The 12,903-nt window shown below is 74.5% G+C and carries 11 protein-coding genes; 3 read left to right on the top strand and 8 right to left on the bottom strand.

The annotated features are described in order from the left end of the window. Positions 1 to 31 precede the first annotated feature (31 nt). The 7 genes from PUR61_RS17735 to PUR61_RS17705 form a co-directional block, all read right to left on the bottom strand. Positions 32 to 988: an aldo/keto reductase gene (locus PUR61_RS17735; protein WP_329879842.1), complete on the bottom strand. Its 957-nt coding sequence runs from the start codon at positions 986 to 988 to the stop codon at positions 32 to 34. 262 nt (positions 989 to 1,250) lie between these two features. Then, positions 1,251 to 2,360, bottom strand: a complete 1,110-nt coding sequence (locus PUR61_RS17730; RefSeq protein ID WP_329879840.1) for a zinc-binding dehydrogenase — start codon at positions 2,358 to 2,360, stop codon at positions 1,251 to 1,253. A gap of 51 nt (positions 2,361 to 2,411) precedes the next feature. Then, positions 2,412 to 3,284: a branched-chain amino acid ABC transporter permease gene (locus tag PUR61_RS17725; protein WP_329879838.1), complete on the bottom strand. Its 873-nt coding sequence runs from the start codon at positions 3,282 to 3,284 to the stop codon at positions 2,412 to 2,414. Between the two features lie 103 nt (positions 3,285 to 3,387). Beyond that, entirely contained in the window at positions 3,388 to 4,548 is a 1,161-nt protein-coding gene (locus PUR61_RS17720; RefSeq protein WP_329879837.1) for an ABC transporter substrate-binding protein, read from the bottom strand. Between the two features lie 156 nt (positions 4,549 to 4,704). Next, a complete protein-coding gene (locus PUR61_RS17715) occupies positions 4,705 to 6,504 on the bottom strand; it encodes a branched-chain amino acid ABC transporter ATP-binding protein/permease (protein ID WP_329879836.1) in 1,800 nt (599 codons plus the stop codon). Then, entirely contained in the window at positions 6,501 to 7,268 is a 768-nt protein-coding gene (locus PUR61_RS17710; protein WP_329879835.1) for an ABC transporter ATP-binding protein, read from the bottom strand. Before PUR61_RS17710 ends, PUR61_RS17715 begins: the two co-directional genes overlap by 4 nt. Next, positions 7,268 to 8,215: an alpha/beta hydrolase gene (locus PUR61_RS17705; protein ID WP_329879833.1), complete on the bottom strand. Its 948-nt coding sequence runs from the start codon at positions 8,213 to 8,215 to the stop codon at positions 7,268 to 7,270. Before PUR61_RS17705 ends, PUR61_RS17710 begins: the two co-directional genes overlap by 1 nt. Before the next feature lie 115 nt (positions 8,216 to 8,330). On the opposite strand from PUR61_RS17705, the gene PUR61_RS17700 reads away from it, so the two are divergent. Further along, positions 8,331 to 9,815 carry an amidohydrolase gene (locus tag PUR61_RS17700; protein ID WP_329879832.1) on the top strand — a complete coding sequence of 495 codons (1,485 nt, stop codon included), beginning with the start codon at positions 8,331 to 8,333 and terminating at the stop codon, positions 9,813 to 9,815. A 148-nt stretch (positions 9,816 to 9,963) separates the two neighbouring features. Here PUR61_RS17700 and PUR61_RS17695 read toward each other — a convergent pair whose 3' ends face one another. Continuing rightward, complete coding sequence (locus PUR61_RS17695; RefSeq protein ID WP_329879831.1) at positions 9,964 to 11,007, bottom strand: aldo/keto reductase; 1,044 nt, start codon at positions 11,005 to 11,007, stop codon at positions 9,964 to 9,966. 96 nt (positions 11,008 to 11,103) lie between these two features. Between PUR61_RS17695 and PUR61_RS17690 the strand changes: the two genes are divergently transcribed. Then, positions 11,104 to 12,105 carry a methyltransferase gene (locus tag PUR61_RS17690; protein ID WP_329879830.1) on the top strand — a complete coding sequence of 334 codons (1,002 nt, stop codon included), beginning with the start codon at positions 11,104 to 11,106 and terminating at the stop codon, positions 12,103 to 12,105. Next, complete coding sequence (locus tag PUR61_RS17685; RefSeq protein WP_329879829.1) at positions 12,102 to 12,848, top strand: SDR family NAD(P)-dependent oxidoreductase; 747 nt, start codon at positions 12,102 to 12,104, stop codon at positions 12,846 to 12,848. The genes PUR61_RS17690 and PUR61_RS17685 overlap by 4 nt, the downstream gene beginning before the upstream one ends. Positions 12,849 to 12,903: the final 55 nt, after the last annotated feature.

Genomic DNA, 12,903 nt, shown 5'->3' with positions numbered 1-12,903 from the left:
CGCTGGTCGGGGCGGGGCGGGCCACGGGGTGTCAGGGCCCCTCGGGGTCGACGGCGTCGCGGTCCGCCCAGTACGGGGCGACCAGCTCGCGCAGCCGGTCGGCGCCGACCCGGTCGAGCAGGTCGAGGGCGCCGACGTTCTCGGTCAGCTGCCGCATCCGGCTGGCGCCGAACAGCACGGTGGCGGTGGCGGGGTGGGTGAGGGTGAAGGCGACGCAGAGCTGGGCGGGGGTGGCGCCGAGCTCGGCGGCGACGGCGGCCAGGCCCGGGGCGGCCCCGGTGATCCGGTCGCGGATCCCGCCCGGGTCGCGGCCGATCTCGCGCGACGGGCTGGTCCGGCCGGCGAGGATGCCGCCCTCCAGGACGTCGGAGGCCTGCATCGTCAGGCCCTCGGCGAAGAGCGCGGCGAACGGCTCGCCGTCCGGGATGGCGCGGCGGCAGGGGCTGTACTTGAGCTGGGCGAGCTGCGGGCCGGGCGAGCCGGCGGCCCGGGCGTGGTCGCGGACGGTGCGGATCGCGGTGGCGGACCAGTTGTTGACGCCCCAGCAGCCGATCAGACCCTCCGCCTCCAGGACGGCGAGTTCCTCGGCGATGCCGCGCAGGTCGAGGTCGTCGCGGCGGATGTCGCCGAGGACCGCGACGTCGGCGTGCTCGGCACCGGCCCGGAACAGCGCGTTGGCCAGCTGGTCGCGCAGCGACTGCGCGGGGTAGGGCTCCAGCCACAGCTTCACCGACAGCAGGTACTCCTCGCGGGCGAGGCCGGCCGCCCGGACGATCGCGGAGAACAGCACGTCCGTGAAGACCGGCGGATGGCCGGGCAGGCCGTAGACGGCCACGTCGAAGAGGTTGACGCCGAGGTCCACGGCGTGGCGGACCATGGCGACGGCGTCGCCGAAGTCCATCCGGTCGTAGGTGTGCCAGGAGCCGAGGGAGAGGGCGGACACCTCGGGGCCGGCGGTGCCGAGCCTGCGGCGGGGGACGATGGGCATGGCGGTCCTCATGGGTTTCGGGAGCGGTCGGCGGGCGTACGGCGGGTGCGGTGGCCGGCCGGCGTACGGCCGGCGGGCACCCGGCGCCCCGGGCTGGGACACACGGAGGGTGGGGTCCCGGGGCGCCGGGCGGCGAGGGGGCCGGGCGGCGGGGCGCCGGTGGTGCGGCGGTCCGCGCGGCGGGTCCGCCCGGACGGGCGGACGGGTGTGGACGGGGTGGTCGTCCCGGCCGTGGGCGGCCGGGCGGGGACCGGACGGCGGGTCAGGGCAGCCAGGGGTGGACGACGGCCTTGGTCTGCTCCAGCCTGGCCATCGCCTCGATGGCCGCGGAGGCGCCGCTCAGGCCGACCGGGGCGCTGAACAGCGCGTCCCAGTCGAACCGGGGGCGGAAGTCGCGCAGGAACCCGATGGCCCGGTGGTAGTCGCCGACATCGCCGTTGAGCGAGCCGAGCACGGTCAGCTCCTTGCCCATGACGGTGCCCAGCGGCAGCTCCTGCGGAGCCGGACCGGTCGATCCGACGATCACGAACCGGCCGCCCCAGGCGGCGAGGTCGACGGCCTCGGCGCCGACGCCGGGGGCACCGGCGAGGTCGATCACCAGGTCGGCGCCGCGCCCGCCGGTCGCGGCGAGCACCGCCTCGCGACGGGCCTCGGGGCCGTCGGCCAGACCGAGGGTCAGATCGGCGCCGAACTCCTCGGCGAGTGCGAGCCGGCTGTCCGGGGCGCCGATGGTGATCACCGGTCCGGCGCCGCCGGCCTTGGCCACGGCGGTGGCCACGATGCCGAGCGCGCCGGCGCCCTGGATCACCACCGAGGAGCCGGGCCGGGTGCCGCCCGCCCGGTCGAAGGCGTGCAGCACCGTCTTGACGGCGCAGCCGGCCGCGGCGGCCCAGGTGGACTCGACCTCGTCGGGCAGCAGGTACTTCTGCGCCTGCGGGACGACGTAGTTGTACTCGGCGAGCCCGGCGGTGGCGTACGGGTACCGGTCGGCACGCTGGCGGAAGCCGTAGCCGCGGTCCTCGCAGGCCACCGGGGTGCGCAGCGCGGTGCAGCCGTGGCAGTACCCGCAGGTGGACTCCGACCAGCCGATCCGCCGGCCGACCGCGACCGGGCGGCCCAGCGCGTCGACGGTGCCCTCGCCGACGGCGACGACGGTGCCGACCATCTCGTGGCCGAGGACCAGGGGCAGCATGCCGGGCATCGACATCGCCCCGCTCCACAGGTGGACGTCGGTCGCGCAGAGGGTGGCGCAGTCGATCCGCACGAGGGCGGCGCCCGGTTCGATCCGCTCGGGCAGCGGGAGTTCCTCGATCTCCAGCGGCTTGCCGTGGGTGCGCAGCACGGCGGCCCTGGTGCTGGTCACTCGGGTCATGGTCTCTCCTTCGTTCCCCCGGTCCGGGGTCCGGGCTGGTGCCCGGACCGGTCATCGGCTGTGCGCGGTGTCCCAGACCTCGTTGCGGCTGCGCCACCAGAGCAGCACCACGATCACCAGGAAGGGCACCACGCCCTGGTACTTCTGGATCGCCTCGACGGAGGCGGAGAAGCCCTCCAGGCAGCCCAGTACGAGGCCGCCGAGAAGGGTGAGCGGCAGGCTGCGGAAGGCGCCGAGCATGGCGACCGCCAGCGCGGTGTTGATGAGCTTGCCGAGGGTGGAGAAGTCCCCGCCGAGGCGCGGTGCGGCGAGCACCACGACCAGCGTGGTGACGGCGCCGATCGCGGCCCAGACGGCGACGGCGAGGCGGGCCACCGGGATGCCGACCACCTCCGCGGTGGCGGGCCGCTCGGAGAGCGCCTGGAGGCGCAGGCCGAGCCGGGTACGGCCGAGCAGCAGGCCGACGCCGACGGTGATGACCGCGGCGAAGGCGATGGTGACCAGCACCGACTGCGGGATCACGACGCCGCCGAGGGTGAGCACGGGCTTCTCGAAGGGGCTGGGGAAGCTGTGCGCGCCGGTGGTGGTGGAGCCGAACAGCCGCAGGCCGACGGCCATCACGGCGACGTAGACGGCGACGGTGACGGCCGCCTTGGTGTTCTGCGAGTGATCGGCGAACCAGCGCACCAGGACGGTACCGAGCAGGGCGGACAGCGCCGCCCCGGCCAGCACGCCGACCGGCAGGGCGAGCCAGGGGCTCACTCCCCCGTCGGTCAGGCCGACCATGACGAAGGCACCGATCGCGCCGACGGCCGCCATCGCGAAGTTGACCGTGGCGACGAGCCGGTAGGTCAGCACGACGCACAGGCCGAGGAGGGCGTAGACGCCGCCACCGGTCAGGCCCGCGAGCGTGGAGTTGAGCATGGGACACCTCCTGGGGTCCTGGGGTCCGGTCGTGCGCCGGGGCGCGGCGCACGGTCCGGGGTGGGGGGACGGCGGGCTGCGGCCGGGTCAGGGCCGGCCGGGGTCACTTCTTGCCGGGGACGACGAAGCCCTCGGGGAGCACCTGCCAGCTGCCGTTGACGGCCTGGACGAAGCGGCTGCCCTGGACGGGGTTGTGGGTGTCGCCCTCGCCGAAGACCCAGGGGGTGCCGACCATCGGGTAGTCGATCGGCTTCATGGACTTGAAGGCCTTGGTGACGGACTCGCGGGTGATCGGCCCGGAGATGCCCTTGAGGACCTGGACGAAGACGTCGGCGGCCATCACGCCGCCCTGGCTGAAGGCGGTCTTCTGGATCTTGTTCTTGTCGACCAGCTGGGACCAGCGCTCGTTGCCCGGCAGGGTGGTGTCGGTGTAGGGCTGCCACTCGGTGCCGGCGTAGACCTTGAGGCCGGCCGGGATCGCCTGCGCGTTGGCGTCGGTGTAGGTGTTGGCGCCGACGATGAAGTCGACGTCGTCCATGCCCTGGGTCCTGGCCTGGGCGAAGTAGGGGCCGACGATGCCGTTGTAGAGGACGGCCTGGCAGCCGGCGCCCTTGTCGGCGACGAGGTACTTGGTCGGGTCGCCCTCGGCGATGGCGAGCTCCTTGTGGGCGAGCTGCTTGCCGGTGAGCTCGGTCCACTTCTTGATCGCGTCCTCGATGCCGCCGCCGCTGCCGGGCAGCACGGTGTAGTCGAGGCAGACCTTGTCCCGCTTGAGCACCTCGGAGGCGTAGTAGAGGTTGGCGGTCAGCAGGTTGAACGGACCGGGGTTGACCGGCGCGATGTTGGGGCTGGTGAAGCAGGCGGGGTCGACGCCGACGGCGGGGATCGAGACGACCTGGGCCTTGCTGTAGGCCGCGCGGTTGAGGCCGCAGTCGACGGCGCTGGAGGAGCCGACCAGGGCGACGACGTTCTTGGACTTGACGAGGTCGACGGCGGCCTCGGTGGCGCGCTGCGGGTTCATCGCGTCGTCCATGCTGAGCAGTTCCAGCTTGCGGCCGTTGATGCCGCCGGCGGCGTTGACCTCGTCGAAGACGGCCTTGACCGCCTGGGGGACCTCGGGGGTCTGGAAGAGTCCGGTGATCCCGTTGATCGCACCGACCTTGATCGGGCCGGTGTCCGAGCCGGATCCGCCGTCACAGGCGGTGGCGCCGAGGGCCAGTGCGGTGGCGGCGGCGAGGGCGGCGGTCAGCCGTGCATGCTTCATTGGTGCACTCATTTCCGTCTGTGGGGGCGCGCCGGAACGGGGTTGCGCGGTTCCGCACGAGGGTGGGGGTGGGTGTCGCGGGGGTGCGGGGGTGGTACGGGCCGGGCCGGTGGAGCTGCGGGCTGCGGGCGGCGGGCGGCGGGCGGCGGGCGGCGGTCAGCCGACCGGGACGTCCGCGGTGCCGAGGTAGGCGGCCATCACGGTCGGGTCGGCGAGCACCTCGCCGGTCGGGCCGGTGGCGATGACGTGGCCGAAGTCGAGGACGGTGACCTCGGAGCATGCGGCCTGGACGAGGTCCATGTCGTGCTCGACGAGCAGGACGGAGACACCGAACCGGGCCGGGACCTGCGCCAGCCGGCGGCCGAGCGCGAGCGACTCGGCGGCGGACTGACCGGCGGCGGGCTCGTCGAGCAGGGCGACGGCGGGCCGGGCGGCGACGGCGGCGGCGACGTCCAGCAGGCGGCGGGCACCCGCGTCGACCATCGAGACCGGCAGCCGGCCGGGCGGGCAGCCGAAGAACGCGAGCAGTTCGTCGGCCTCCTCCGTGGAGAGCCGGCGCCCGGCGCCGATGGTGAGGTACTCGTACTGGGTGAGTTCCGGGGCGATGGTGGTGGTCTGGAAGGTGCGGCGCAGGCCGCGGGTGGCGCGGGCGCTGGGGCTGAGCCGGTCGATCGGGGATCCGACGAGCGCCACGCTCCCCTCGTAGCCGCCGACGAAACCGGTGACGGCGGCGATGAAGGTGGACTTGCCGGCGCCGTTGGGGCCGATGAGTCCGACCACGGCGCCCCGCGGGACGGTCAGGTCGACGCCCTCCAGGGCGGTCACCGACCCGTAGCGGACGGTCAACCCCCGTACGGTCAGGGCCGGTTCGCCGCCGGCCGCGGCGGGGGCGGATGCCACGGGGGCGGATGCGGCGGGGACGGATGCGGCGAGCGGCCCCGGCAGGTCCTCGGCGGCCGGGAGCCCGGCGGCCGGCCGGGCCTCGTGGGTCTCCAGGAACCTCCGCGCCGCGCGTTCGCGCTTGCGGGCCCGGGTGAAGTCGGTCTGGCTGACCCCGCTGCGCAGGGCCAGGACGGCGCCGACCCCGAACAGCATGCCGCCGAGGTCCTGCGGCAGGTCCAGCTTCTCCAGCACGGTGGCCATCACCGCACCGAAGACCCCGCCCATCACGGCGCCCTCGGGGTTGTGCGGGCCGATCAGGACGGCGACCGCGAACAGTGCGAGCGACTGCATCATGGCGAAGTTGCCGGGCACGACCAGGCCGAACTGTCCGGCCATCAGACCGCCGCCGACACCCGCGACGAAGGCGCTGATCGCGAACGCGGCCAGCTTGGCGCGGGCGACCGAGACGCCGTGCGCGGCGGCGGCCCGCTCGGAGTGCCGCAGCTCGGCCCAGGACATCCCGAGCCGGGTGCGGTTCAGCAGGGCGAGCCCGAGGGCCAGCACGGTGAAGACGATCACGACCAGGACGAAGTAGCCGCCGTCGCCCTCGAACAGGGCGGGCCGCTCCAGGGTCTTGAGCTCGGACATGCCGGGGAACTGGTTGGCGTTCAGCACGATGTCGGCCGAGACCGCGAAGCCGAAGGTCACCACGGCCAGGTTGACGCCCCGGATCCGCAGCGCCGGGAGCCCGATGGCGACCCCGACCGGGACGGCGGCCAGACCGCCGAGCACCAGCCAGACCAGGAACCCGCCGGGGGCCTGCGCGACGTTGAGCCGCAGCACCACCCAGGCGCCGATCGAGGCGAAGGACATCTGGCAGAGCGACATCACGCCGACCCGGCCGACGATGACGCCGTAGCTCTGCATGATGACGGCGCTGACCACGGCGGTGATCGCCAGGTACACCCAGTAGGGCGGCAGCAGGGCCGGCACCAGGACGCAGGCGGCGACGGCGGCGCCGAGGCCGGTGACGAGCGCCCGGCGGTCGGTGGCCAGTCTCTCGGTGAGGCTCATGCTCCCTCGCTTTCCGCCGGGGCGCTGCCCGGGCTGTGGGCGCCCGCCGCCGCGGCGGCGGGTGCCGGGGTCGCGCCGAAGTAGAAGTCGTGCAGGCGCTCCGCGTCACCGCGAAGCTCGGCGCACGGGCCGTCGAAGGCCAGCCGGCCCTTGCTGAGCACGTACGCGCGGCTGCCGATCTCCAGCGCGAGATGGGCGAACTGCTCGATGAGCAGCACCGCGATGCCGAGGTCCACCAGGTCGGCGACGGCCTTCATCAGGCGGTGGACGACCACCGGCGCGAGGCCGGAGGACATCTCGTCGATCAGGATCGTCTTCGGCCCGGCGACCAGGGCCCGCCCGAGGACGAGCATCTGCTGCTCGCCGCCGGAGAGGTGGCCGGCCTGCAGGCCGCGCCGCTTGTCCAGCTCGGGGAAGAGCCGGTACGCCGTGTCGAGGTCGGCGCCCTGCCGCTGGGCGACCAGCAGGTTCTGCTCGACCGTCAGGGTGCGGAAGACGCTGCGGGACTGCTCCACGTAGGCCAGGCCGGAGGTGGCGCGGCGGTAGGTGGAGAGTTTGTCGAGGGGTTTGCCGTCGAGGGTGACGGTGCCGGAGGTGCAGCGGACCAGGCCGGCGATGCCGTCCATCAGGGTGGTCTTCCCGGCGCCGTTGGCCCCGAGCAGGACGGTCACCGAGGCGGGGGCGACGTCCAGGCTGACCCCGTGGACGACCGGGGCCTCGGCCCGGCTGATGCTGACGTCGCGCAGTGCGAGCGCGGGCGTCATCACGCGGCTCCGCCGCAGGCGGAGCGGATGGCGTCGGCGACCAGGGCGTGGGCCCGGGCGGCGTCGGTGAGGTCGGTGGCGAGCAGGCCGAAGAAGCCGTGGATGAGGCCGTCGAACCGGACCAGGGAGGTCTCGACCCCGGCCGCGGCGAGCGCCCGGGCGTACTCCTCGCCCTCGTCGCGGAGCACGTCGTACTCGGCCTCCAGGACGAGTGCGCGGGGCAGTCCGGAGAGGTCGCGGGCGCGCAGCGGGAGCAGGTACGGGTCGGCGAGGTCCGCCTCGTCGCGCGGGTACTGGGTGAAGAACCAGTCCATGCTGTCCTTGGACAGGAAGTAGCCGTCGGCGAAGTCGCGGTAGGAGAGCCGGCCCTCGTCGGGGTGGGCGACCACCGGGGAGATCAGGACCTGGAGGGAGATCCGGGGGCCGCCGAGGTCGCGGGCGCGCAGACCGGTGACGGCGGCGAGGTTGCCGCCCGCGCTCTCCCCGCCGACGGCGAGCCGCCCGGGGTCGACGCCGATGGTGGCGCCGTGCTCGTGGAGCCAGGTGAGGACGGCGTAGCAGTCGTCCGCGGCGGCCGGGTAGGGGTGTTCCGGCGCGAGCCGGTAGTCCACCGAGACGACCACCGCGCCGGAGGCGGCGCAGACGGCGCGGCAGGAGTACTCGTTCTCGTCGAGACAGCCGATGGTCCATCCGCCGCCGTGCAGCCAGACGAAGGCCGGGAAGGGGCCCTCGCCCTCGGGGGTGTAGATCCGTACGGGGATGTCGCCCGCCGGGCCCGGCACGGTGGTGTCGGCCACCGAACCGACGGCCGGGAGCGTCTCGGGCATGGTCCAGGTGGTGCGGAACTGTTCGCGCATGGTCTGGGCATCGAGTTCGACGGGCTGGGCGGGCTGCTCCGCCGCACCGGCCCGGTCGATGATCAGCTGTGCCTCGGGGTGCAGGGGCATCGTTTACCTCCGATTGCCCGGGTGCCGTCGCAGGGGTCCGGCACTCGCAAATCGTATCTGATTCCATGTACGTTAAGAGTCACAATCCACGGTGTCCAGAGCTGGGAGCAAGAAGATGCGCAACGGACTCCAGACCGGAATCACCACGGCTGACCTGGTCATGAGGGGTGGCCGTGTCCACACGATGGACGGCGCCCGGACGGTCGCCCAGGCGCTCGCGGTCAGCGGGGGGACCATCCTCCGGACCGGCACCGACGCCGAGGTCGCGCCGCTCGTCGGACCCGGTACCCGGGTGGTGGAACTGCGCGGACGCTCGCTGATCCCCGGGATCAACGACTCGCACCTGCACGGGGCGTGGCTCGGCACCATGTGGCCGGACACCCTGATGGCCCAGCTCGCCGCGGCCGCCCCGACCGGCGGCGGGCCGGACCACCCCGGAGGCGGGCACAGGCACGACGCGCACGGGCACGACGGGCACGGGCACGACGGGCACGGGCACGACCACGCGGGCGAGGGGCCGGCGCTCGCCGCCCTCACCACCCCCGCCGAGCGGCGCCGCGCGATCCTCCGCACCGGCGACCTGCTCGCCTCGCTCGGCGTCACCAGCTACACCGAACCGGGCCTCGGACCCGGCGAGGACGCCGGACCCACCGGCTGCTTCTCCTCCGCCGTCCTGCACGAGTACGCCGCGCTGGCCGCCGAGGGCCTGCTGCGCGCCCGGGTCACCGCGCTGCTGCTGTTCGGCCTGCTGGACGGCGCGAGCAGCGCCACCGACCTGCTGCGCGGCCTGGCCGGGTTCCGGGCGCCGGCCGAGGTCCCCGGCTGGTTCCGCGTCGCCGGGGTGAAGATCTTCGCCGACGGCATCCCGCCGATGGGCAGCGCGTGGAGCGAGGAGCCGTACGCCGACGGCGGCCACGGCGCCCTGCTGGTGGACGGCGCCGACGCCGGCGAGCGCGAGGTGAACCTGCGCTCGATGATCCGCGCCGCGCACGCGGCCGGTCACCAGATCGGGGTGCACGCCACCGGCAGCCGAACCACCCGCGTGGTCACCGGGGCCTTCGCCGAGGCCCGCGCGACGGACGGCCGGGACGGCCGCCACTACCTCATCCACGGCGACGTCGTCCACCCGGCGACGCTCGCCGCGATGGCCGCCGCCGGGGTCGGGCTGAACACCCAGCCGGGCATCGCCGCCGCGACCGCCCCGATGCTCGCCGGGGCCCTCGGCCCGGACGCCCTCGCCCACGCCTGGCCGGTGCGCGACGCGCTGACCGCCGGTGTCCCGCTCTGCCTCAGCTCGGACGCGCCGGTGCTCGCTCCGGACTGGCGGGCCGGCGTGGCGGCGGCGGCCACCCGGGCCGGGGCCGACGGCACCGCGGGAGGCCGCGGGCAGCGGCTCGCGCTCGACGAGGCGCTGTACGCCTACACCGTGGCGCCGGCCCGGCAGGACGGCGCCGAGCGCTGGAAGGGCACCCTGGAGGCCGGGAAGGTCGCCGACCTGTGCCTGCTCGGCGCGGACCTGCGGGACGTCGACCCGGGTGCGCTGCCCGAGGTCCCGGTGGCGATGACCGTGGTCGACGGCCGGGTGGTGCACGAGGTCTGAGCCCGGAGCGGCGACCGCCGCGGCCTGGCGGACGCGACGGGCAGGACGGACGGAACGGACCCGACGGGCGCGCCCCGGACCTCGCACGGTGGAGGTCCGGGGCGCGCCCGTCGCCGCTGCGGAGCCGCCGGGCCCTGCCGGACGGGCGTCAGCGGGCCGGGGCGTCGGTTCCCCAGGAGGCGCCGGGGTGGACGACGTCGCGGTCCAGCCAGAGACCGGCGACCGCCTCGCGCAGTTCGCCGCCGTGGCGCTCCAGCAGGTCCAGCGCGCCGAGGTTGGTCTCGAACTGCTCGATGCTGCTGGCGCCGAACAGCACGCTGGCGGCAGCCCGGTGGGTGAGCGTGAAGGCGACGGCCAGCTGGGCCGGCGTGGCGCCGAAGCGTTCCGCGACCCGCAGCACCTCCGGGTAGGACTCCCGGATCCGCTCGCGGATGCCGCCCGGGTCGGCGCCGATCTTGCGCTGCGGGTGCAGCTTGCCGGCCAGGATGCCGCCCTCGAAGACGTCGGAGGCCTGGAGGCCGAGCCCGGCCTCGTCGAAGAGCCGGCCGTAGGGCTCCCCCTCGGGCACCGAGCGGCGGGCCAGGCTGTACTTGAGCTGGGCGAACGACGGCGGGACCAGGCCCTCGGCGAGCGCGAACCGGCGGGCGGCCCACAGGTCGTCGGCGGACCAGTTGTTGACGCCCCAGGCGGTGAACCGCCCGGCCCGCACCAGCTCGGCGACGTCGGTGACCACGGAGTGGACGTCCAGCTCGCCGAGGTGGTCGCCGGCCACCACGAAGTCGGCGCGGTCGGTGCCGACCCGGGCCAGCGAGACGTCCAGCTGCTCCGCGAACGACGCCTTCGGGTAGTCCCAGAGCCAGAGCTTCCCGCAGAGCAGGTAGTCCTCGCGGGCCAGGCCGGCGGTGCGGACCGCCTCGCCGAAGATGATGTCGGTGACCGCGTTCTCCGCGTGCGGCCCGAAGTTGTAGTGGGCGACGTCGAACAGGTCGACCCCGCGCGCGACGGCGCGGGAGACCAGCTCGGCGGCCTCGTCGGTGGTCATCCGGTCCCAGGTGTTCCACGAGCCGAGGCCGAACACCGGCACCTCCGGGCCGTCGGCGCCGAGCCTGCGCCGGGGCACGCGGTCCGTCGCGGACGCACCGTCCGGCGCGCCCGCACCGCCGCGGGGGGAGTCAGCCTGCGAGAGCTCCACGTCAACCTCCTGGGATCCGAGTAGTCCGGCTCTGGCCGCCGGGAGGACGATCGTATAGCATCCGGCATATTCTTTGACCGCCAAGGAGGACACGATATGTCCCTTCGTCCGGAATCCCCCCGTTCCGCGGACCCGACGCCGATCGTCGACGTGGCCGTCGGCTACATGGCCGCCAAGCAGCTCTTCGCCGCCGCCGACGCGGGCCTGTTCGCCGCGCTCGCCGACGGCCCGCAGGACGTCCCGCAGATCGCCGCCCGCACCGGCCTCCCGGAACGCACCAGCCGCATCCTGGCCGACGCGATGGCCGGCCTCGGACTGCTGGAGCGTACGGCCGGACGCTACGCGAACTCCGCGAGTACCGCCGCCTACCTCACCGGCGCCGAGGGCGAGATCGACCTGCGCCCCTTCCTGACCTTCCTCGACGAGATCAGCTACGGCCACTGGCTGGGCTTCGGCGAGACCAGCCGGACCGCCGAGCCCAACCGGCTGGACCTCGGCGGCGACCGGATGACCACCTTCCTGGCCGGCGTGATGACCTACAACGCGCTGCACGCCCGCCAGCTCGCCGAGCACTACGACTTCACCGCGCACGAGCGGGTGCTGGACCTCGGCGGCCTCTCCGGCTCGTTCCTGGCCGAGGCTCTCAAGGCCGCCCCCGGCCTCAGGGGCACCTTCTTCTCGGCCGGCGAGCTGGTCGGCCACGCCCGGGGCGTGCTGGCCGGCGCCGGGGTGGCCGACCGGGTGGAGATCGTCGAGGGCGACGCCGTCACGGGCGACGTCCCGGGCGGCTTCGACCTGGTGCTGCTGGAGCACGTGGCCCACCGCTTCGACGCCGAGCAGAACCGCGCCATCGTCCGCCGGGCGCGCGCGGCGGCGGCCGAGGGTGCGAAGCTGGTCCTGCTCGACTTCTTCCTCGACTCCGACGAGCAGCAGCGCGGCATCGACGCCCTGCACGCCGGCGAGTACCTGGTGATCGACGGCACGATCGTCTACCCGGAGGACGAGGTCCGCGGCTGGCTGCGCGAGGCCGGCTGGGAGCCCGTCGAGACCCGCGCGCTGCCCGGCAGCCCGCGCATCCTCATCGCGGAGGCACGATGAGCACCGAAGGGCGCGTCGTCCTGGTCACCGGGGCGGGCAGCGGCATCGGCCGCGCGGTCGCCGAGGCGTTCGCGGCGGCCGGCGACCGGGTGGTGGTCGCCGACCTGAACCGTGCGGCGGCCGACACGGTGGCGGAGGGGATCGGCGCCGGCGCGCTCGCCGTCACCATGGACGTCACCGACCGGGAGAGCGTGACCGCCGCCCTGGCCGAGGCCACCGCGCGGTTCGGCCCGGTCGAGGTCCTGGTCAACAACGCGGGCCTGGCCGGCGGCGGCGGTCCGCTGCTCGACCTGCCCGCCGAGATCTTCGACCTGGTCGTCTCGGTCAACCTGCGTGGCACCTTCACGGTGACCCAGGTGGTCGGCCGGCAGATGGCCGACACCGGCCGGGGCGGGGCGATCGTCAACATCAGCTCGATCGGGGCCCGCCAGCCGACCCCGGGGCTCGGCCACTACGAGGCCACCAAGGCCGGGGTGGACGCCCTCACCCGGACCGCGGCCCTCGAACTCGCCGGGCACGGCATCCGGGTCAACGGCGTCGCCCCCGGGCCGGTGCACACGCCGATGACGGCGCCGCTGATGGAGGACGAGACGGCGCGCGGTCTCTGGGAGACGCGCATCCCGCTCGGCCGGATCGCCGAGACGTCCGACCTGACGCCCCTGGTGCTGTTCCTGGCCTCCGGACAGGCCCGGCACATCACCGGCGCCGTGGTGCAGGTGGACGGCGGCCAGCTGCTGGTGTGACCCCCGCAGAACCCGGAAGGGGCGGGAGTCCTCGGACTCCCGCCCCTTCCGCGTG

It is taken from the genome of Streptomyces sp. BE20 (assembly GCF_036322525.1).
Taxonomy (GTDB): Bacteria; Actinomycetota; Actinomycetes; order Streptomycetales; family Streptomycetaceae; genus Kitasatospora.
The sequence above is the reverse complement of the archived record's forward strand: the minus strand, read 5'-3'. Positions and strand labels throughout refer to the sequence as shown.

What these genes read in the sequence shown, in the direction of transcription:
- PUR61_RS17735 (WP_329879842.1), bottom strand. Translation starts at nt 988, where the DNA reads ATGCCCATCGTCCCCCGCCGCAGGCTCGGCACCGCCGGCCCCGAGGTG.
- PUR61_RS17730 (WP_329879840.1), bottom strand. Translation starts at nt 2,360, where the DNA reads ATGACCCGAGTGACCAGCACCAGGGCCGCCGTGCTGCGCACCCACGGC.
- PUR61_RS17725 (WP_329879838.1), bottom strand. Translation starts at nt 3,284, where the DNA reads ATGCTCAACTCCACGCTCGCGGGCCTGACCGGTGGCGGCGTCTACGCC.
- PUR61_RS17720 (WP_329879837.1), bottom strand. Translation starts at nt 4,548, where the DNA reads ATGAAGCATGCACGGCTGACCGCCGCCCTCGCCGCCGCCACCGCACTG.
- PUR61_RS17715 (WP_329879836.1), bottom strand. Translation starts at nt 6,504, where the DNA reads ATGAGCCTCACCGAGAGACTGGCCACCGACCGCCGGGCGCTCGTCACC.
- PUR61_RS17710 (WP_329879835.1), bottom strand. Translation starts at nt 7,268, where the DNA reads ATGACGCCCGCGCTCGCACTGCGCGACGTCAGCATCAGCCGGGCCGAG.
- PUR61_RS17705 (WP_329879833.1), bottom strand. Translation starts at nt 8,215, where the DNA reads ATGCCCCTGCACCCCGAGGCACAGCTGATCATCGACCGGGCCGGTGCG.
- PUR61_RS17700 (WP_329879832.1), top strand. Translation starts at nt 8,331, where the DNA reads ATGCGCAACGGACTCCAGACCGGAATCACCACGGCTGACCTGGTCATG.
- PUR61_RS17690 (WP_329879830.1), top strand. Translation starts at nt 11,104, where the DNA reads ATGTCCCTTCGTCCGGAATCCCCCCGTTCCGCGGACCCGACGCCGATC.
- PUR61_RS17685 (WP_329879829.1), top strand. Translation starts at nt 12,102, where the DNA reads ATGAGCACCGAAGGGCGCGTCGTCCTGGTCACCGGGGCGGGCAGCGGC.